A 17,544-nucleotide genomic window follows, 5' to 3' on the forward strand; every position below is an offset into this window, starting at 1 on the left:
TAACTTCCCGGAACAATGCCTCTACGGTGCGGTTCCCGTGAATGATCAATCCCAATTGCCGGTCGAGCGACCGATGTGAGGCTTCCTTGACGCTACCGGTAAGTATCCACTCGCTCGCGACCGCGACACCGCTGCACGTTCTCGATCAAACAACCGGTGCGCAGGTCGCGGAACAGCTGCTTGGCGGGGCATTCGAGGATTTCGCGCGACTGCGCGCGATTTATGGCAATGCCGGGATCGAATATCGCCAGCTGGCCCGCCCGGTCGACTGGTACACCGAGCCGCGCAGCATCGTCGAGCGGACCGCAGTTTATCTCGAAGTCGCGCTCGATCTGTTCATTGAAGCGTCCGAAAAGGCACTCGCAGAGGCGGGCATTGCCGCGGACGAGGTGGACGTCATCGTCACCGTGTCGTCCACCGGCATCGCCACGCCGAGCCTTGAGGCGCGGGCCATGGGCCGGATGGGGTTCCGCAGCGATGTCTCGCGGGTGCCGGTGTTCGGCCTCGGCTGTGCCGGCGGCGTTTCGGGGCTTGGCCTTGCGGCGAAGCTCGCCCGGGTCGGTCAGGGTGCCACCGTCCTGTTCGTCACCGTGGAGCTATGCAGCCTCGCGTTGAGGACCGAGAATGTCGGCAAGGCAGACATCGTCTCGACCGCGTTGTTCGGTGACGGCGCGGCGGCCTGCGTCATCCGGGCCGGCGACGAAGGCTTCACGCAGATTGCGGGAAGCGCGGAGAAGACCTGGGCCGATACGCTCGATATCATGGGCTGGCAGATGGAACCCGCCGGCCTTGGCGTGGTGCTCAACCGCGCCATTCCCGCTTTCGCCCGCAAGGAATTTCGCGGCGCGATGGAGGAAATGCTTGCGCCGCAGAACCTGCGGATCGACGACGTTGACCGCTTCGTCTGCCACCCCGGCGGCGCCAAGGTCGTCGATGCGATCGAGGCCGCGCTCACGCTGCCGCAGGGCAGTCTCAACGAGGAGCGCGAGGTCTTGCGGCGGCACGGCAACATGTCCGCGCCGACCGCCCTCTTCGTGCTCGACCGCGTGCGCAAGGAAGGGCTGCCGCCCTTGTCGGTGATGGCGGCGCTTGGCCCAGGCTTTACCGCCAGCACGGTCACTTTGCGGAGCGCCGCATGACCCTGCCCTATGCGATCATGCTGTTCGTCACCTTGCAGCGTATCGCCGAGCTGTTCATCGCCCGCAGCAACACCAAGGCGATGATGGCGCGCGGGGCGATCGAATACGGGCGATCGCATTATCCGGTGATGGTGCTGATGCACGCATCGTGGCTGGCGGTGCTGTGGGCGACCGTCGGCGGCGCGCCAGTGTATCTGCCGCTGCTCGCCGTCTTTGCGGTACTTCAGGCCATGCGGGTGTGGGTGCTGGCGACGCTGGGCCGTCGCTGGACCACGCGCATCATCGTCCCGAGGGACGAGGCGCCGATCACCGGGGGCCCTTTCCGCATCATGCGTCACCCGAACTATTTCGTCGTGATCTGCGAAATCGCGGTCGTGCCGCTGATGTTCGGCCTCGTCTGGGTCGCGGTGCTTTATTCCGTGCTCAACGCGGCGATGCTGTGGGTGCGCATCCGGGCCGAGAACGCCGCCTATTCCGAGGTCGCGGCCTGACCTTGCGACTGGCGCCGGGCCAGCGCTTCGCGCTCGGCCTTGATCTTGAGCATCGCCGATTTGCAGGTCGGTGATGTCTTTTCGATATTCCGGATCATGCACGCCTCGACCTTCTTGCGGCTCAACGACTTCATCTCGGCGGGGCAAAGCTTGCGCGCTTCTTGCACGCAGGCTTTCTTGCCGGGATCGGGCGCTGCAAACGCCGGGCTGCTCAGCGCGAGGGCCGTGGCAATCGCTGTAATGCCGAGAGCGATACCATCAATGCGAAGGCGATTCATGCTCTGATACCCCTGTGACTCTCTGGCGTTGTCCCGCACTGCTGGCGATATCGGATTGAACCATCGGTGAATAGGGAGATCACGAAACGCTCTCATGGCGCCGACATTTGGCTACCCCTCACCGCTAGAGTTCCGCCGCCACCGGGGCATCCTGCCCGGGTTCGAGCGTCTCGCCGCGCCACAGGCGGTGCAGCCGGTTGCCGAGGATATCGCCGGGGCCGGAGGTGAATTGCGGGTGGCCGAAGTGGGTCATGACCGCATGCTGGCGGGCGAGCGCCTTGCGGTCCTGCGCCACCACCGGGGCAAGGAACAGCCGGATCGCGGCTTGCTTGAGCCAGCCGGGTGCAAGGCCTTTGGGGGTCGAGAACCGCGCAAAGGGCGTGAAAGTGCCCTCGGTCGCAGGCGTGAAGACCGCGGTGACGCACAGGGTCAGCCGCCTCTCCCCCTCCCACCGCGCCTGCACGATGGTGGGCGGATAGTAGCGCGAGACGCTGCGCTGCCGGTCGCGCTCGAGAAAACGCGACATCAGGCCGAGATCGGGCTGTGTCTGCTCGATTGCCATGTCGATCCCGTCACCATGACTGGTCACCACCAGATCGACCGGCAGGCGCTTGTCGCGGCGACGGATGAACCCGTGATGCAGGTGGCCGGTGTGGAAGGGGTCCATCACGTTCTCGACCGCATCGAAAGCGCGGCCCTGCCATGTGCCCTGCTGCCACCAGAAGTGATCGAGTTCGGGATTGCCGAAATCGGGCGGCAGGTCGGGTTCGGCAGGGGCGCTGTCCGACAGGGCGACGAAGATTGCGCCATGCCGCTCCGCGACGCGCAGGGCTGCGGCACCGAGGCGCGCATCGGCAGCGGTGGGGCAGCCGGGCACCGCGATGCAGGCCCCGTCGGGGGCGAAGCGCCAGCCGTGATAGGGGCATTCGAGCCCGCCGCGATGCACGCGGCCCTCGGAGAGGGGGTAGTTGCGGTGCGGGCAGCGATCGACCAGCGCGCCCAGCGCCGCGTCGTTCCGGAACAGCGCGATGGGCGTATCGCACAGCATCACCTTGCGCACGCCGCCGGGGCGCAGATCGCGCGACAGGGCGACCATGTGCCATGCGTCGCGCACCGCTTGGGGAAAGCTCATCGGTCCAGTTCCTCGCCGTTCCAGGCAATGTCGCGGGTGGTGGCCGCGGTGGTGGTGATAGAGTGGCGGCGGCCCTCAAGAAAGAAGCCCGCCGCATCGGCGAGCGCGCCTGCCAGCGGCCAGCGGTCGCCGGGGCGCGAGATCGCCTCGCGGCCGGTGGCGAACAGTTGCCACCATGGCCGCAGCCGCCCCTCGCGCAAGGCTTGCGGCAGGCCGTAGACCAGCATCGCCGGGCCGAGATAGGCCGGGGCGCGGCTCGGCGCGGTCATGGGAACACCCTCGCCGATGGCGCGGGCGAGCGTGCCCGCGCCGGTCAGCAGATGGACGCCGCTGGTGGCGCGCGGGTTGCACTCGATCAGGAACGGGCGCCCTTGCGCGTCGATCATCACATCGCAGGCGAATTGCCCGTGAAGGCTGGCGCTTGCGGCGAGGCGCGCCGCCAGATCGTGCAGCATCGCTTGGTCTCCATCGCCCAGCGGTTCGAAGGCATAGCTCGCCGCGCCGCCGAGCCGCCAATCGGAAGCATAGGCGGCAAAGGCGACGAGCTTGCCATGATGGGCGACGGCGTAGAACGCGGCCTCGCGCCCGTGGATGCGGCGCTGGGCGAGCCAGAGTGCCGCTGGCGAGGGGGTGATCCGCTCCAGCGTCTCTGGGGCAGGGCCAACCAGCGCGGCATCGCCGAAGCGGGTGAAGCACGGCTTGAATACCCATTCGCTCGCTTCTCCGGCGAAGCGCGCCACGTCGGCACGGCTTTCGAGCCTGTGGCTCTCGGGCGCGGGCAGGCCCCAGCTCTCGCAGACGCGGACGAAGGCGAATTTATCGTGTAACTGGCGCAGCATCGCCAGATCGGGCGCAAACAGCCGCGCGCCGAGATCGCGTCGCAGCGATGGCGCGGCGAGGTGGAATACCTCCTCGCAGGTGGGCACGACGAAGTCGATGTTCTGCTCCTCCACCAGCGCCGCGACCCGGTGGCGGAAGGCTTCGCCCTCCTGCCGGGGCGGGGGGTAAAGGTGGTGCGATACCGCCAACCGCGACCAGCGCGCCATGCGCAGGTGGCGGCTGTCGGCGAGATGCACCTGCCAGCCCGCCGCAGCGAAATCGCGCGCCAGATCGAGCGCCGCCACCGCCCGCGCGCCCGTGATCAGGACGGATCTAGCCATGGTGCCACACGACCTTCCGGCGCTTGGGCCCGGCCCATTCGGGCAGGTCATGGAGGGTCGTGACGGGGCGGGCAGCGGCGGCCGCAAGAGCGGATGCGGCGTGCTGGGCCAGCGCGGCAGGGCAGTCAGGCGCCACCCGCAGCGTCGCGCGGGTCGTCTCGCCCACCGCCTGCCAGCGCCAGTCCGCCCCCAGCACCGCCTCCACCGCAGCGACGATCTGCGGCGGGGTGACGGTTCCGAGTGCGCCCGGCCAGAGGTCGGTGACGCGCCCCTCGATCGGACGGATCACTCGCCCGGCAAAGCCGCAGGGGCAGGGCCGCGGGTCGAGCTCCAGATAGTCGTCGCCGCGCAGCCGTACGATCGGCTGGCTGCGACGCATGAGGTCGGTGATGATCGGACGAAAACCCGGGGTGTGCGGCACGGGCTCGAGCTCCACGGCCAGCACGTGATCGTTGAGATGCAGCCGCCCCACGGCGCATTCGGCCCCGAGAAAGCCCTCGGTCGCCTGCCAGATCGCGTGCGGGGCCTGCCCAAGCCGCGCGGCAATCAGCGTGCGTTCGGCAGCGCTGATCGGCTCGCTGCCGCAGAACAGGTGGCGGAGGCTCGGCAGGCTCAGACCCGCTTCGGCAAGCGCCAGCAGGCGGAAGGGCGGGGCGATGAGGATGGTGGGGGCAAAGGCTTCGAGCGTGGCGATGGTCTCGACCAGCGACGCGGACAGCGGCACATGGCTAAAGGCGATCCGCCCGCGCCCGGCGTCGCTATAGAGCGCATTGCCTGCCCGCAGATGCAGCGCGATCCGCTGGCGGCGCAGCAGCGCGCTGGCGGGGAGCAGGCGGGCGAGGCTCTGGCCGACATATTCGGCGCGCTCCTCCGGGCTCGCCAGAAACAACCCGCGCGCCCCGCCCCCGCTGCCGGTCGACCACCCGGCCGAGAGCGCGTCCGGCGGCGCAACCTCTCCCGCTTCTGCCGCGTCCGCCATGGCGCGCAGGGCGCTGTCCGCGAGCCCGAGGCTGTTCCATGCGCCGTAATCCCGGCGCAGATCGGCGATGTCGGTGATCGGGAAGGCTTCAAGCGGACGTCCGGCGTGCTCCGACAGCGCCGGACAGCGGGCGAGCGCCGGCTGCAACCGCGCCCAGGCCCGCGCGCGGCCTCTTGCAAGGGCGGCGGGAGAGCGGCGCATGGCGACCTTCGTGCGCAGCCATGCGGCGATGATGCGCTTAGTCTGCGCCATCGTCACCATCGCGAAAGGCTCTCGCGCTGTGGGCGCAATGCGACGGCAGGATCGCCAGTTCGCGATTATTCGTCGCCGCCGTGCTCAGCAGATCGAGGGTCCGGCGATAGCGCCGCGTGTCCCCCAGCAAGGCGGTGGTGATGCGCGGCGGTGGGCGGCGCTCGGCGATCGAGCGGCCCGACCAGACCGCATCGGCGGCGAGCAGCACCGGCTGCCCGCTCTCGGTCGTCAGCGCGAGGCCCCAGTGGCCCGCACAGTGTCCCGGCAGCTCGACCGCGAGCAGCGAGCCGTCCCCCAGAATGTCGCGCCCCTCGGCAAAGGGCGCGAAGGCAGACGGCAGCGCGCGCGCCGGGGCATCCTCGAAGAACCGCGCCTGCGCGTCCACCGCTTCGGGCACCAGCGCCGCGAGCAGCCCCTGCCGCACCCGCGCAATCCGCCCCGGACGGCGCAGCTGCTGCAATCCGGCGCGCGCGCAATAGACCGGGCGGTCGGCGAGATGCGCCATCCCCGCGACGTGATCGCCGTGGAAATGCGACAGGATGGTGCCCGCGATTTCGCTCTCGGCAATGTCATGCGCGGCAAGCCAGGCGCGCCATTCCTCGCGCGGGCCGATGCTCACCGGCGTGGTCCAGCGATAGAACCGCTCGGGGAAGGGGCGGGTGGCGGCGATGAAGGCGGGGTCATAGCCGGTGTCGAACAGGAACACCCCGCGCGAAGGGTGCCGGATCACCCCGACCATCGCGGGGAAGCTGACCGGGCACAGGCTCCCGCCGCCGATCGTCATCGCCTGGGGGTGGCTGCACGATCCGCGTTCGAGCCAGCGAAGGTGGGTGCGGATCATGCGAGCGCTCCTGTGGCGGCGAGGCGGCGCGCCTCTTCGAGAAAGGTTTCGACAGCGTCGTGGCGCGGCGCGTATCCAAGCAATGCACGCGCAGGCGCAAGGTCGAAGGTCTGCGAAAAGGCGAGAGTCGCCAGCGTGTAGCGGGTTAGCACGGGCTCCCGCTGCGATCCGGTGAGGCGGGCGAGCGTATCCGCAATTGTCGCGAGCGGGCGCGCTACGGCGAGCGGGAGGCTGACCAGCTGCGGTTGCTCGCCCAGTGCCTCGGCCAGACGCAGCGCCAGATCGCGCACGGTGATGGGCTGGCCGCCGGAGATGTTGATCGCTTGGCCCGCAATCGCGGGCGCGCGGGCCTCGGCCTCGCAAATCGCCCATGCGGCGTCGCGCAGGTCGGTAAGCTCGATCAGCGCACGACCGCCGCGCGGCAGAGGCATCCGCGCCCTTCGGGCCAGCGCGGCGAGGCGCGGGAGGATCACCCGGTCGCCATCTCCCACCAGCGCGCGGGGACGGATCGCGCAGGTCGCCAGCCCTGCGTCAGAAGCCGCCAGCACCATGCGCTCGGCGGCGAGCTTGGTGCGGGCATAGGCGTTGAGGGGCGACGGCGCGGGCGGAGCGTCCGGGCCGATGTCGGTTTGATCGGCGAGACGCGCATAGATCGAGGGCGAGGAGACGAAGACAAAGTGCCCTATTCGGGCTGCGCGCGCCGCGTCGAGCAGATGCCGGGTGGCGGTGACATTGGCGGTTTCGAAGTCCGCGTCGCGGCCCCAGCTGGCGGAGAGGGCCGCGGCGTGGATCACGCTGTCGCATCCGGCCAGCAGCGCGGCAAAAGGGGCATCGGGCTGCGCGAGATCGCAGGGGACGAATTCGGATCCAACCTTCGCCAGCGTCGCGCCCGCCTCGCGATCACGGCCGGTGGCGCGGACTTGCGCGCCGCGGGCAAGTGCCTCGCGCACCAGCGCACGGCCAAGACCTCCTGTCGCCCCCGTAATCAGGATGCGCCTGCCGCTCACAGCCGAATCACCATCGCCGTTGCGCTGATCCCTGCCGCCGTGCCCAGCAGCAGGATCGCATCGCCCGGCCTCGCGCGCCCCGTCTCGAGCGCATGGGCAAGCACGGTCGGGATCGAGGCGGCGATCTGGTTGCCGTGGGTCGGGAATAGGTCGATCACGCGCTCGCTGGCAGGAGCGAACAGGCGCTTGATGTGGGCGACGCCCGGCGCGCTCGCTTGGTGGCAGACGATGCAGGCGAGTTCGTCGGGCGTCACCCCCGCCTGCGCCAGCGCTCGCTCGATCACGCCGGGCAGGGCCTTGGCCGCCGCCTTGAAGATGGCGAAAGGGTTCATCTCGAAGAACGACCCGGCGACCAGCGCGTCGTAGCCTTCCTCCACCCGCAGCCGCGTCCCGCCCGCGCGCAGCTGGGCGAGGGTGTGGTGCATCCCGTGGGTCACGCTGGCTTGGCCGATCAGCCCGCGCGTGCCGTCATCGCGCGCTTCGATCGCGAGCGCAGCCGCGCCGTCTCCGAAAATCGAGCGCGTCTTGGCGACCGCTGGATCGAGCCCCGCCGAGGCAATGTCGCTGGCGAACACCAGCGCACGCCGCCAGCGCCCCGCAGCGATCCCCATCGCGGCGACATCGAGCGCGGCGACGAAGGACAGGCAGGTCTGGTTGACGTCGAAACTCGGCACGCCCGCCTGCCCGAAGCCGAGCCGGTCCTGCACCAACACCGCGGTGGAGGGGATCGGCTGCTCCATCACGCCGCAGCCGCCGATGATCACGTCTGGCGGGGTATCGCCCCAACCGGCGCGGCCCAGCGCGGCGCGCGCGGCGGCGGCGGCCATCATCGAGGTGGTCTCGTCAGGGGCGGCGATATGCCGCGCGGTGATGCCGAACTCGGCCTCGGTCCAGCCTTTCGCGTGGCCATGGCGCCGATCCAGCGCCGCCGAAGCGACGACCTCGCGCGGACGATAGGCACCCCAACCGGCAATGGTGAAGTTGCTCAACATGGCATCACTCCTTCGGCGATTCGATCATACAGTCCCACACAACTAAACAGTGTTCAATTAAAAAATAGACAACGTTCAATTTTGCGGTTATCAACCGAATTATGGGACGCCGATCCGATCATACGCCTGATGAGCTTCGCGATCTGCTGATTGCCTGCGGTCATGCGCTGATGGCCGAGCGCGGTTTCGCGAAGTTCTCCGCGCGCGAGGCGGCGCGGCGGGCGGGCTATTCGGTGGGGACGATCTACAACGTCTTCGGCGGGCTCGATGCCTATCTGATCGCGATCAACAGCCAGACGTTTCGTGCTTGGAGCGAAGGGCTGGAAGCCGCGCTGGCTGGCTCGACAGGTGACGATGACGCGCGGATCATCGCCCTGGTGCGCGCCTATTTCGCCTTTGCCGAAGCCAATCGCAACGCGTGGATGGCGATCTACGATCACCGCATCGACCGTTCGCAGGCCATTGCCAAACAGGACGAGGCGGCGCGCGAGGCGCTGACCGGGATCGTCGACCGCGAAGTCACCCGCTGGCTCGGGCGCGGCGATGCCGCCGATGCCGACGCGACCCGCCGGCTGGTGCGCTCGCTGATCGCGACGGTGCACGGGCATTGCGCACTATGGCTGTCGGGCAGCTATGCCCTGATGCGCGAGGAGGATCCCGCCGGGCAGGCGCTGGCGCGGGTGTTCGAAGCGCTGTCAGCCCACCGGGGCTGATCGCGCCACGAAGGTCAGACGCTCACGCCGAACAGGCGGCCTACGGCTGCGGTCGTCGCCATCGCGAACACGCCCCAGCCGACCACTCGCAGCGTCGCCGGCACCAGCGGCGCCGCCCCGGCCTTGGCCCCCAGCGCGCCGAGCACCGCGAGGGCGATGATCGACACCGCCACCACCGTCACCATGATCGCGCCCGCCGGGGCCAGCCACGCCGCCACCAGCGGCACCGCGGCTGCGGCGCTGAAGGTCACGCCGGAGGCGAGCGCTGCCTGCAAAGGCCGCGCGGCGAGATGATCGCTGAGGCCGAGTTCGTCGCGCACATGCGCCGCGAGCGGATCAAGCGCAGTCAGCTCGCGAGCCACCGCCGCCGCGGTTGCGGGGCTGAGCCCGCGCGCCTGATAGATTGCGGCCAGCTCGGCCTCCTCGTCGGCGGGGGTGGCTTCGAGTGCCTCGGCCTCGCGGCGGATATCGGCCTGTTCGGAATCGGCCTGGCTTGAGACCGAGATATACTCGCCCGCCGCCATCGACATCGCGCCCGCCATCAGCGCCGCCACCCCGGCGACCAGCACCGGTCCGGCCTCGGGCGTCGCCGCCGCCACCCCGATGATCAGCGAGGCGACCGAGATGATCCCGTCATTCGCCCCCAGCACCGCCGCCCGCAGCCAGCCGGTGCGGTGGACATAGTGGGGATCATCCGGATGAGCGCTGTCGGGTGTGGTCATGGCGGTGTTCCTCGGATTTGCGGAAACAGGCTTTCACCTGTCGCGGGCCAATTGCAACCGGCGCGGCGTCAGTCCCCCAGCCACAGGTCATGCGCGTCGATCCGCAGCTTGGTGATCGCCCGCATCGCCTCGGCCCGCGCTTCGGCCTCGCGGCGGAAGGCATCATGGACCATCCGCTCGCCCAGCAGCAGGTCGGCGAGGTCGATTTCGCCCAGCTGGTTCCCGCGCCGCAGCTTTTCGAGCGCGGCCATCTGCCCGGACACGGCCTCGCGCGCGCGCTGCCAGCTGGCGATGCGAAAGCGCGCCTCGGTTACGTCGGCGGTGGCGGTTTCGGCGACATCGAAGCGGGCGAGCTGTTCGTCGGCCTGCGCGGCGGCGGCACCGGCGCTCGCTTCGGCCGCAACGGCACGGCGGTGCCCTCCGCCCAGTGGCATGCTGACGATCACGCCCGCGCCGCGCTCCAGGCCGCCGAACTCGGAGAACAACCTGAGGCCGATGGTGGGGTCAGCCGTCCGGTCGGCCTTCGCGCGGTCGGCGACGGCGGCCATGCGGGCACTCTCAGCCTCGGCTGCGGCAATCATGTGGCTGTTCACGACCACCTCATCGCCCAGCTGCGACAGCCGCGCATCGGCCATCGCCGGGAGCGGCACCTCGGGGGCCTGCTGCGGCAGGGCGAGGCCGGGGAACTGCGCGGCCAGCCGGGTGCGGGCCAATGCCGCGAGGCCGGACGATTGCTCCAGCGCTCGGCGCGCCTCGGCCAGTGCCGCTTCGGCCTGATCGACGTCAAGCTGCGCAGCATCGCGCAGGTCGCGCCGCCGCTGGATCGCCGCCAGTGCGGCTTCGTAATTGGCCACCGCCGCCCGGTCGACCTCGGCCTGTGCCGAGGCGGAGAGCCAGTCGAACCAATGGGCGGCGAGCAGCAGCGCGGCCTCGTGGCGGGCATCTTCAGCCACATTTTCAGCGACGGCAGTGCTCTGCGTGCCGATTTCGCGGTCGAGCCGCGCCTTGCCCGGCAGGCGGATCGGGCGGCTCAATTGCGCGTCATATTCATCGAATGCCGCCCCGCCGTTCACGTCGCGCCGGGTGTAGCTGCCTTGCACGGTGAATTCATGAGAACCCTTTCCGGTCGCTTCGGCGCGGGCACGGGCGGCTTCGAGCCGGGCATGGGCGGCGATGACGCTGGGGTGATCCAGCAGCGCGGCGGCGACGGCCTCCTCGGGCGGCAGGCCCGGTTCGGCGGCGAGCGGCGCGGCGAGCACGCTGGCTGTCAGTGCCATGCTGGCGAGACGGCGGATCATGCGGCGGCCTCCGGCAATTCGTCGGCATGATCGGCGGGTCCTTCGCCGAAGCGTTCATAGAGGATCGGCAGCAGCACCAGCGTCAGCAGGGTCGCGGTCACCAGCCCGCCGATCACCACGATGGCGAGCGGCTTCTGGATTTCCGATCCCGGCCCGGTGGCGAACAGCAGCGGGACGAGGCCGAAGGCGGCGATGCTGGCAGTCATCAGCACGGGACGCAGACGCCGCTCCGCCCCGCGCCGAACGGCCTCGGCAAGCGGCATCCCACCTTCACGCAGCTGGCGGAAATAGGTCACCATGACGAGGCCGTTGAGCACCGCGATACCCAGCAGGGCGATAAAGCCGACCGATGCGGGGACCGAGAGATATTCCCCCGACAGCGCCAGCGCGATCATCCCGCCCACCGCGGCAAAGGGGATGTTGGTGAGGATCAGCAAGGACGCGCGCACCGATCCGAGGCTGAGATAGAGCACCGCAAAAATCAGCGCGATCGCCACCGGCAGCACTACCAGCAACCGGGCCGAGGCGCGCTGCTGGTTTTCGAACTGCCCGCCCCATTCCAGCCGGTAGCCCTGCGGCAGCGGCACGTTGGCTGCGATGTCGGCCTTGGCGTCATCCACGTAAGAGACGATATCGCGCCCGGTGACGAAGGCCTGCACCATCGCAAAGCGCGATCCGTTTTCGTGTTCGAGCTTCACCGGCCCTTCCGAGCGCATCACTGTGGCGACATCGCTGGCACGCACCAACTGGCCGGTGGGCGAGCGGTAGACGAGGTCGGCAAATTGCTGCGTGTCGAGCGCGCCGCTGCCATCGCCTTTCAGCACGATCGGTACCCGCCGCACGCCGTCTGCAACCATGCCCGCGCGCACCCCTTCGACCTGCGCGCGCATCATGTCCTGCAAGTCCGATACGGGCATGCCGACCCGGCCTGCCGCGACCCGGTCGATATCGACCAGCAGATAATCGACCCGGTCATTGGCGACTGTCATCGCCTCGCTGGTGCCTGCGATCCCTTCCAGTCGGGTCTGGATCGCGCCCGCCAGCCGCGCAAGCTCGGCCGTGTCGGGGCCGAACAGCTTGATCGCGAGGTCGCCGCGCGCGCCGGTCAGCATTTCCGAGGTGCGCATTTCGATCGGCTGGGTGAACGTCGGCTCGATGCCGGGGAAGTGTGCCATCACCGTGCGCAGCTCGCCGATCAGCCATTCCTTGTCGGCCACCCGCCATTCCTCGCGCGGGCGCAGCTTGAGGAAGCTGTCGGTCTCGTTCGGGCTCATCGGATCGAGGCCCAGTTCGTCCGATCCTACGCGGGCGATCACCGCCTCGACCTCGGGCACCTGGCCAAGGATTGCGCGCTGCACCTTGAGGTCGCCTTCGACCGAATGATCAAGCGCGATCGAGGGCAGCTTGGTAAGCTGCACGATCACCGAGCCTTCATCCATCACCGGCAGAAAGGTCTTGCCGGTCATGGTGTAGGCCACCCCGGCGAGCGCAAGACCGATACCCGCCACGGCAAACACCCGGCGCTTGTGCGCAAAGGCCGCTTCCAGCAGCGCATGGTATCGCGGGGATAGCTGCCGCATCAGCCAGGGTTCGTGATGGTGCCCGTCTGCGTCCACCTTCACCTTGAGGAGGTAGAACGCCAGCACCGGCACCAGCGTCAGCGACAGCACCAGCGCCGAGGCGAGCGAGAGCACGATAGTCAGCGCCACCGGGCCAAACAGCTTGCCCTCCAGCCCTTCGAGCGTGAGCAGCGGCAGGAACACGATCGCAATGATCGCAAGACCCGAGGCAACCGGCTTGGCGACCTCGGCTGCGGCCATGAAGACATTGTGGAGCTTGCCGGAGGAGGCGTGTTTGGGATCGGACAGGCGTTCGACCACATTCTCGACCACCACCACCGCGCCATCCACCAGTATGCCGACCGCAATGGCCAGCCCGCCGAGGCTCATGAGGTTGGCGGTAAGGCCGATGGCGCGCATGAAGATGAAGGTCAGCAGCACCGCCATCGGCAGTGCCAGCGCGACGATCAACGACGCGCGCACATCGCCGAGGAACAGCAGCAGCAGGATCACTACCAGCACGGTCGCCTCGAGCAGTGCATCCTCCACCGTGCCGACCGCGCGGGTGATGAGGTCCGAACGGTCATAGAACACGGCAATGCTCATGCCGGGCGGCAGGCTGGGCTTGATCTCGTCCAGCCGCGTCTTGACGCCCGCGACCACCTTGGCCGCGTCGGCGCCGCGCAAGGCTATGACGAGGCCCTGCACCGCCTCACCCGTGCCGTTCTTGCTGACCGCGCCGTAGCGGGTGAGGCTGCCGGTGCGCACCTGCGCCACGTCGCCCACGCGCACCACCGCGCTATTGGCGCTGCGCACGACCACCGCGGCGAGATCATCGAGATTGCGGATCGCGCCCGTCGCGCGGACGATCAGCGCTTCCTCGCCGCTGCGCAGGCGGCCCGCGCCGTCATTGCGATTGCTGGCTTCGATCGCGGCGGCCAGATCGGCAGTGCTGAGCCCGGCGGCGGCCAGCGCAGCGCTGTCGGGCGCGACCTCGAAGGTTTCGGCAAAGCCGCCGAGCGAATTGACATCCGCCACCCCCGGCACGGTGCGCAGGGCAGGGCGGATCGTCCAGTCGAGCACCCGGCGCTTTTCGGCGAGGCTCTGCGGCCCTTCGAGCGTGAACATGAACATCTCGGACAGCGGGGTCGAAATCGGCGCAAGGCCCCCTTCCACCCCAGGCGGCAGATCGGCCATGACCGCATTCAGCCGCTCACCCACCTGCTGGCGCGCCCAGTAGATGTCGGTGCTGTCAGTGAAGTCGATGGTGATATCGGCGATCGCATATTTGGCGACCGATCGCAGCACGGTCTGATCGGGTATGCCGAGCATTTCCATCTCGATCGGGGTGACGACCCGGCTTTCGACCTCTTCCGGGGTCATGCCGGGAGCCTTGAGGATAATCTTGACCTGCGTAGTGCTGATATCCGGAAAGGCATCGATCGGCAGGTTCAGGAACGACCATGCGCCCAGCCCCGCCAGCAATGCGGCAAGGCCGATGACGGCAAGGCGCGAGGCGAGCGCGCGTTCGACGAGTGTGTTGAGCATGGGTTTGCGCCTATTCCGCGTTCATGGCTTTGAGTTCGGCGACGCTGCTGGCGGCGACCACCTCTCCTGCACCGATCCCGCTGGACAGCACCGCCAACCCCCCGCCGCGCGAAGCGACCGTGACCGCGCGTTTCTCCCAAAGCTCGCCCTTGCGGACGAAGACATGATCCGTGTCGCCGATGCGGGTGACGGCGCGGTCCGGCACGGCGATCCCGCGCCCCTCGCCGAGGATGGTGACGGTGACATTGCGCCCTGCGATCACGCCCGGCGCCGCGCCGATGCTGGCCCGTGCCATGACCGACCGGGTGGCGGGATCGAGCGAGGGGGACACCGCGATAATCTTGCCGCCGCCCGGCTTTGCGCCGCCTTCGCCCAGTGCGATCTCCACCGCCATGCCGGGGCGCACCGCTTGCGCGAAGCGTTCGGGCAATTGCAGTTCGATCTGGTAGGCTCCCGCAGCCTCGATAACGAAGGGCGCGGTGACGGTATCGACCCCGCCGCCGGTTTCCACTCCGACATGGGCAATCCGCCCGGCAATCGGCGCGCGCAAGGTCATGGAGCCGTCCGCGCCGACCCCGCCGAGCGAGGCCATCCGCGCGAATTGCGCCACGCTGGCGCGGGCCTGTTCAAGCTCGGCTTTCGCTTCGTCGGCGCGGGCCTCGGCGATAACGCCCTCGTCAGCCAGCTGCGTCAGCCGCTTGGAGCGTGCTTCGGCGAGCGCTGCGGCGCTGCGGGCGCGGGCGAGGTCGCCGCCGATGGCGACCGGCTCTGCCGCCCGCACCAGCCCCAGCGCCTGACCGCGCGCGACCGGTTGGCCTTCGATCACATAGACCCGCACCACCGCGCCCGCGAAAGGCGCAGTGACCGCAACCCGGGCCTCGGGGGGGAGGCTGATGGTGCCGGGAACGCTGCCAAGGGGGACGTTATCGACCTCCCTTGCGGCCACGGACTCGATCGCCAGCCCGGCGCCCGCGTCGGCCTGAGCCTTCTGATCACCGGCCTGTTCCGCAGGGGGGGAGGAACAGGCGGGCAAAGCAGTCAGCATGGCAAGCGGGGCTAGGCGGGTGATGAGGTGCGGTGTCATGCCGCCCGCTTTGCCGCGCCAAGCTGACAGGAACTTGCCAGTCTGGCAGCTTGTTGTCAGTTTGATGGCCCATCAGCGGCGGCGGAAAGGGGCCGGCACGCCATGCGCCTTCTCGTTGTCGAAGATGATCCCGAACTCGGCCGCCGCCTGACCGAGCGGCTGCGCGCTGCCGACTTTGCCGTGGAGCTGGCGACCAGCCGGTCCGAGGCCGAGGACTGGCCCGATGTCGGGCGCATGGGGGCGGTGATCCTCGACCTCGGCCTGCCCGATGGCAGCGGGCTCGATCTGCTGCGCCACTGGCGCGACCGAAGGCTAGAAACCCCGATCCTGATCCTCACCGCGCGCGGCAGCTGGCAGGACAAGGTCGAAGGGCTGAACGCGGGCGCGGATGATTTCGTGGTCAAGCCGGTGCGCTTCGAGGAATTGCTCGCGCGCCTCAACGCGCTGTTCCGGCGCCAGCAGGGCACCCGTGCCACCACCATCGCGGCGGGCGACCTGGCGCTCGATCCGGTCGCGCGCACCGCCACGCTGGCGGGCGCGCCGCTGGCGCTCAGCCGGCAGGAATTCCGCCTGCTGCACCTGTTCCTGCGCCGCGCGGGGCAGGTGCTGTCGCAGACCGATATCCTTGATGATCTCTATGCGCTGGATGACGAGCGCGAGCCCAATACGGTCGAAGTCCTTGTCGGCCGGTTGCGCCGCAAGATCGGGCGGACGCGCATCACCACCTTGCGCGGTCACGGCTACAGGTTCGACAAGTGATGCGCTGGCCTGTCCCCGGCAGTCTCAGGCTGCGGTTCCTGCTGGCGGTCAGCCTGTGGGTGCTGCTCGGCATCGGCGCGATCTGGTTTTCCGCGGTGAGGATCTTCAGCCATCACGTCGAGCAATCCTATCACGAGGAACTGGAAGTCCACGTGCGCGAGCTTGGCGGCCTCACGGAAATCGCCCCGGACGGCAGGATCGTGCTATCGCGCCCGCTGTCCGATCCGCGCTATGCCGAGCCGCTTTCGGGCTTCTACTGGCAGGTCACGGCAGAGGGGCGCGCGCCGCTGCGTTCGGCATCGATGACGCGCGGCAGGCTCGATGAGAGCATCGCCCATTCGCCCGAAATCCTGCACCGGCTGAACAGCGGCCCGACCGGCCCGGCGATCACCTATGGCTATACCCGCAAGGGCCCGGCGGGGGAGGACATCCACTTCGTCATCTCCACCGACCAGAGCGAGCTTGACCGGCTGATCAACAGCTTCACCCGCGATCTGACCGCGTGGCTGGCGGCACTCGCCGCGCTGCTGCTGGCGACCGGCTTTGCGATCATCTCCTTCGGCCTGAGGCCGCTCGACCGGCTCGCGCGCGCCTTTGCGCGGCTGCGCCATGGCGAGACGGAAGAACTGGAGGGGCGCTATCCGGCCGAAATCGCGCCGCTTGCCGCCGATCTCAACGCCTATATCCGCCAGAACGAGGCGATGATTGCGCGCGCGCGGGTGCAGGCGGGCAATCTCGCCCATTGCCTGCGCACCCCGCTCGCGATCATCACTGACGAGGCCGAGCGGCTGGCCCAGCACGATGACAGCCGGGCGGCAGGCGCGGTGCTGCTCGATCAGGCGGGCGCGATGGAACAGCAGATCGAATATCAGCTCGCCCGTGCGCGGTCGGGCGCGGGCAGGAAGCCCTCGGGGCGCGGGGTGGTGTTGCCCGATGTCGTGCTGCCGATCCTGCGGGCGATGGAGCGACTGCATCCGGGCAAGCGCTTCACCCTCGTATCGGGCAGCGATCAGCGCGCGGTGCTGCCGCTCGACCCGGTCGACTATACCGAGGTGCTTTCGATCCTGCTCGACAATGCCGGCAAGTGGGCCCGCAGCGAGGTCACGATCAGCATCGACCAGCCCCATGCCGGTGGCTGCACGGTCGCCATCGCCGATGACGGGCCGGGCATTCCCGAAGCGCAGATCCCGCAGGCCTTTGCCGTCGGCACCCGGTTCGATCCCGAGGTCGCAGGGTCGGGACTGGGTCTCGCGATCGCCCGCGATCTGTGCGACGCGATGGGGGCCGAGCTCACCCTCGCCAATGGCGCAGGCGGATTGGTGGCGCGGCTGCACTATCCTTCCACGTCTGGAGAGTAGAGCAGCGCAGGCTGAACGCGCGGAGCGGGCGAAGCCGTCTCGTGCCGCCTGCTTCAACCGATTGGCCGCAATGCGGTCCTCGCCAGACCCCTGATCAACCCGCAGACATTCCGTTTATTTCAGTCTCTTCATCGACGGTGGCACAAGCTGTCTCGACGAATGCGCGTTGTGCGGGCGAGCGGTAGCCGCTACCCAATAGGCAGCTGTCGCAGTTCCGACCGGGTGTGGATCG

At 68.9% G+C, this 17,544-nt stretch carries 16 protein-coding genes; 5 read left to right on the top strand and 11 right to left on the bottom strand.

Features of this window, described 5'->3' with window-relative positions:
* The first annotated feature begins 41 nt into the window (after positions 1 to 41).
* Together BZF59_RS12795 and BZF59_RS12800 are read left to right on the top strand one after the other, a co-directional pair.
* Positions 42 to 1,139, top strand: coding sequence for a type III polyketide synthase (locus BZF59_RS12795; RefSeq protein ID WP_245806149.1), 1,098 nt, complete (start codon positions 42 to 44; stop codon positions 1,137 to 1,139).
* Positions 1,136 to 1,630, top strand: a complete 495-nt coding sequence (locus BZF59_RS12800; RefSeq protein WP_086608646.1) for an isoprenylcysteine carboxyl methyltransferase family protein — start codon at positions 1,136 to 1,138, stop codon at positions 1,628 to 1,630. Before BZF59_RS12795 ends, BZF59_RS12800 begins: the two co-directional genes overlap by 4 nt.
* Here the strand turns inward: BZF59_RS12800 and BZF59_RS12805 are convergent.
* Genes BZF59_RS12805 through BZF59_RS12835 form a run of 7 tightly spaced genes read right to left on the bottom strand, consistent with a single transcriptional unit; the run spans position 1,609 to position 8,271 of the window.
* Positions 1,609 to 2,004 (bottom strand): RuvC family protein, encoded by a 396-nt coding sequence (locus tag BZF59_RS12805; RefSeq protein WP_245806150.1) that lies wholly within the window; start codon positions 2,002 to 2,004, stop codon positions 1,609 to 1,611. The two genes, BZF59_RS12800 and BZF59_RS12805, sit on opposite strands and share 22 nt — an antisense overlap.
* A gap of 28 nt (positions 2,005 to 2,032) precedes the next feature.
* Positions 2,033 to 3,040, bottom strand: a complete 1,008-nt coding sequence (locus tag BZF59_RS12810) for an aromatic ring-hydroxylating oxygenase subunit alpha (protein ID WP_086608647.1) — start codon at positions 3,038 to 3,040, stop codon at positions 2,033 to 2,035.
* Positions 3,037 to 4,200, bottom strand: coding sequence for an ATP-grasp domain-containing protein (locus tag BZF59_RS12815; protein ID WP_158094322.1), 1,164 nt, complete (start codon positions 4,198 to 4,200; stop codon positions 3,037 to 3,039). Before BZF59_RS12815 ends, BZF59_RS12810 begins: the two co-directional genes overlap by 4 nt.
* Complete coding sequence (locus tag BZF59_RS12820) at positions 4,193 to 5,431, bottom strand: hypothetical protein (protein ID WP_086608649.1); 1,239 nt, start codon at positions 5,429 to 5,431, stop codon at positions 4,193 to 4,195. The genes BZF59_RS12815 and BZF59_RS12820 overlap by 8 nt, the downstream gene beginning before the upstream one ends.
* Positions 5,418 to 6,272 (bottom strand): MBL fold metallo-hydrolase, encoded by an 855-nt coding sequence (locus BZF59_RS12825; RefSeq protein ID WP_086608650.1) that lies wholly within the window; start codon positions 6,270 to 6,272, stop codon positions 5,418 to 5,420. The genes BZF59_RS12820 and BZF59_RS12825 overlap by 14 nt, the downstream gene beginning before the upstream one ends.
* Entirely contained in the window at positions 6,269 to 7,279 is a 1,011-nt protein-coding gene (locus BZF59_RS12830) for an NAD-dependent epimerase/dehydratase family protein (protein ID WP_086608651.1), read from the bottom strand. Before BZF59_RS12830 ends, BZF59_RS12825 begins: the two co-directional genes overlap by 4 nt.
* A complete protein-coding gene (locus BZF59_RS12835; RefSeq protein ID WP_086608652.1) occupies positions 7,276 to 8,271 on the bottom strand; it encodes a 3-oxoacyl-[acyl-carrier-protein] synthase III C-terminal domain-containing protein in 996 nt (331 codons plus the stop codon). The genes BZF59_RS12830 and BZF59_RS12835 overlap by 4 nt, the downstream gene beginning before the upstream one ends.
* Before the next feature lie 101 nt (positions 8,272 to 8,372).
* On the opposite strand from BZF59_RS12835, the gene BZF59_RS12840 reads away from it, so the two are divergent.
* Entirely contained in the window at positions 8,373 to 8,984 is a 612-nt protein-coding gene (locus BZF59_RS12840) for a TetR/AcrR family transcriptional regulator (protein WP_086608653.1), read from the top strand.
* 14 nt (positions 8,985 to 8,998) lie between these two features.
* Here BZF59_RS12840 and BZF59_RS12845 read toward each other — a convergent pair whose 3' ends face one another.
* The 4 genes from BZF59_RS12845 to BZF59_RS12860 form a co-directional block, all read right to left on the bottom strand.
* Positions 8,999 to 9,706, bottom strand: coding sequence for a VIT1/CCC1 transporter family protein (locus BZF59_RS12845; protein ID WP_086608654.1), 708 nt, complete (start codon positions 9,704 to 9,706; stop codon positions 8,999 to 9,001).
* 68 nt (positions 9,707 to 9,774) lie between these two features.
* Positions 9,775 to 11,004 carry a TolC family protein gene (locus tag BZF59_RS12850; RefSeq protein ID WP_245806151.1) on the bottom strand — a complete coding sequence of 410 codons (1,230 nt, stop codon included), beginning with the start codon at positions 11,002 to 11,004 and terminating at the stop codon, positions 9,775 to 9,777.
* On the bottom strand, positions 11,001 to 14,111 hold the full coding sequence (locus tag BZF59_RS12855) for an efflux RND transporter permease subunit (protein WP_086608655.1): 3,111 nt from the start codon (positions 14,109 to 14,111) through the stop codon (positions 11,001 to 11,003). Before BZF59_RS12855 ends, BZF59_RS12850 begins: the two co-directional genes overlap by 4 nt.
* Before the next feature lie 10 nt (positions 14,112 to 14,121).
* On the bottom strand, positions 14,122 to 15,195 hold the full coding sequence (locus BZF59_RS12860) for an efflux RND transporter periplasmic adaptor subunit (protein WP_086608656.1): 1,074 nt from the start codon (positions 15,193 to 15,195) through the stop codon (positions 14,122 to 14,124).
* Between the two features lie 102 nt (positions 15,196 to 15,297).
* Here BZF59_RS12860 and BZF59_RS12865 point away from each other — a divergent pair, with 102 nt between their 5' ends.
* Together BZF59_RS12865 and BZF59_RS12870 are read left to right on the top strand one after the other, a co-directional pair.
* Positions 15,298 to 15,954 carry a response regulator transcription factor gene (locus tag BZF59_RS12865; RefSeq protein WP_086608657.1) on the top strand — a complete coding sequence of 219 codons (657 nt, stop codon included), beginning with the start codon at positions 15,298 to 15,300 and terminating at the stop codon, positions 15,952 to 15,954.
* Positions 15,954 to 17,312, top strand: coding sequence for a sensor histidine kinase (locus BZF59_RS12870; RefSeq protein ID WP_086608658.1), 1,359 nt, complete (start codon positions 15,954 to 15,956; stop codon positions 17,310 to 17,312). The genes BZF59_RS12865 and BZF59_RS12870 overlap by 1 nt, the downstream gene beginning before the upstream one ends.
* The last annotated feature ends 232 nt before the right edge of the window (positions 17,313 to 17,544 follow it).

It is taken from the genome of Erythrobacter donghaensis (assembly GCF_002155425.1).
GTDB classification, from domain to species: Bacteria; Pseudomonadota; Alphaproteobacteria; order Sphingomonadales; family Sphingomonadaceae; genus Erythrobacter; species Erythrobacter donghaensis.

Excerpts from the sequence above, each read along its gene's own strand:
- BZF59_RS12795 (WP_245806149.1), top strand. The coding sequence starts at position 42 with ATGATCAATCCCAATTGCCGGTCGAGCGACCGATGTGAGGCTTCCTTG.
- BZF59_RS12800 (WP_086608646.1), top strand. The coding sequence starts at position 1,136 with ATGACCCTGCCCTATGCGATCATGCTGTTCGTCACCTTGCAGCGTATC.
- BZF59_RS12805 (WP_245806150.1), bottom strand. The coding sequence starts at position 2,004 with ATGAGAGCGTTTCGTGATCTCCCTATTCACCGATGGTTCAATCCGATA.
- BZF59_RS12810 (WP_086608647.1), bottom strand. The coding sequence starts at position 3,040 with ATGAGCTTTCCCCAAGCGGTGCGCGACGCATGGCACATGGTCGCCCTG.
- BZF59_RS12815 (WP_158094322.1), bottom strand. The coding sequence starts at position 4,200 with ATGGCTAGATCCGTCCTGATCACGGGCGCGCGGGCGGTGGCGGCGCTC.
- BZF59_RS12820 (WP_086608649.1), bottom strand. The coding sequence starts at position 5,431 with ATGGCGCAGACTAAGCGCATCATCGCCGCATGGCTGCGCACGAAGGTC.
- BZF59_RS12825 (WP_086608650.1), bottom strand. The coding sequence starts at position 6,272 with ATGATCCGCACCCACCTTCGCTGGCTCGAACGCGGATCGTGCAGCCAC.
- BZF59_RS12835 (WP_086608652.1), bottom strand. The coding sequence starts at position 8,271 with ATGTTGAGCAACTTCACCATTGCCGGTTGGGGTGCCTATCGTCCGCGC.
- BZF59_RS12840 (WP_086608653.1), top strand. The coding sequence starts at position 8,373 with ATGGGACGCCGATCCGATCATACGCCTGATGAGCTTCGCGATCTGCTG.
- BZF59_RS12845 (WP_086608654.1), bottom strand. The coding sequence starts at position 9,706 with ATGACCACACCCGACAGCGCTCATCCGGATGATCCCCACTATGTCCAC.
- BZF59_RS12850 (WP_245806151.1), bottom strand. The coding sequence starts at position 11,004 with ATGATCCGCCGTCTCGCCAGCATGGCACTGACAGCCAGCGTGCTCGCC.
- BZF59_RS12855 (WP_086608655.1), bottom strand. The coding sequence starts at position 14,111 with ATGCTCAACACACTCGTCGAACGCGCGCTCGCCTCGCGCCTTGCCGTC.
- BZF59_RS12860 (WP_086608656.1), bottom strand. The coding sequence starts at position 15,195 with ATGACACCGCACCTCATCACCCGCCTAGCCCCGCTTGCCATGCTGACT.
- BZF59_RS12865 (WP_086608657.1), top strand. The coding sequence starts at position 15,298 with ATGCGCCTTCTCGTTGTCGAAGATGATCCCGAACTCGGCCGCCGCCTG.
- BZF59_RS12870 (WP_086608658.1), top strand. The coding sequence starts at position 15,954 with ATGCGCTGGCCTGTCCCCGGCAGTCTCAGGCTGCGGTTCCTGCTGGCG.